Source organism: Mycobacterium sp. 1465703.0, assembly GCF_001672975.1.
Lineage (GTDB): Bacteria > Actinomycetota > Actinomycetes > Mycobacteriales > Mycobacteriaceae > Mycobacterium.
In genome coordinates this window covers 1-723 of record NZ_LZKU01000020.1, presented here as the reverse complement: position 1 = coordinate 723, position 723 = coordinate 1, and the positions used below count along the sequence as shown (strand labels likewise).

The window sequence follows — 723 nt, the reverse complement described above, 5'->3', positions numbered from 1 at the left end:
CCCTGGGCGCCGTACGGGCGCACCGGTTGGCTGGAGGACGAGCAGCCGGCCAGACACAGCGCCAAGCAGGCCGCTATCGCAAGGAAAAGGTTGCGCATGATTCAGCGGCTCGAGGTCAAGCCGAGGCACCTGTGCCACGTCCGCCCAACGTGGCACAGCACTCCCCGCCGGAAGGAATGAACGAATTGCCCACCTCTGAGCGACAACTCGGGCGGCCGTGCACTACGACGTTGTTGTCGCTGTGAGGTGGGCACAACGAACGTCGCCCGCGCCAGGGATGCCTGCGGCAATTGTGACAACTGATACCTACGAAGGTCCACCTGCAACTAGCTCAGCCCCAGGTCGGCGAGGCCGAGCACGCTTCGGTAGGGCAGCCCCTCGGCCTGGATTGCTTCGGCGGCGCCGGTGGCCCGGTCCACCACGGTGGCCACCCCGACCACTTCGCCGCCGGCCTCCTGGACGGCGCGCACCGCGGTCAGCGCCGAGTTGCCGGTGGTGCTGGTGTCCTCGACCACCAGCACCCGCTTTCCGGAAACCTCGGAGCCTTCGATAAGGCGTTGCAGCCCATGCGTTTTCGCTGACTTGCGGACGACGAAGGCGTCGATCGGGCGGCCCGATGCGTGCATGACGGCGGTGGCCACCGGGTCGGCGCCCAGGGCGCGCGGCTCGGCGAATCACTGGCGCTGCTGGGCTGGAACATGTCGGTGTCGAATCTGCGCTGGG

At 67.9% G+C, this 723-nt stretch carries 2 pseudogenes; one reads left to right on the top strand and one right to left on the bottom strand.

Annotated features, from left to right (window positions below):
• Positions 1 to 326 precede the first annotated feature (326 nt).
• Positions 327 to 656: pseudogene (locus A5625_RS01965) on the bottom strand (phosphoribosyltransferase family protein); the annotation flags it as partial.
• Here A5625_RS01965 and A5625_RS29880 point away from each other — a divergent pair.
• A pseudogene (locus A5625_RS29880) lies at positions 636 to 723 on the top strand (hypothetical protein); the annotation flags it as partial. The pseudogenes A5625_RS01965 and A5625_RS29880 overlap by 21 nt on opposite strands.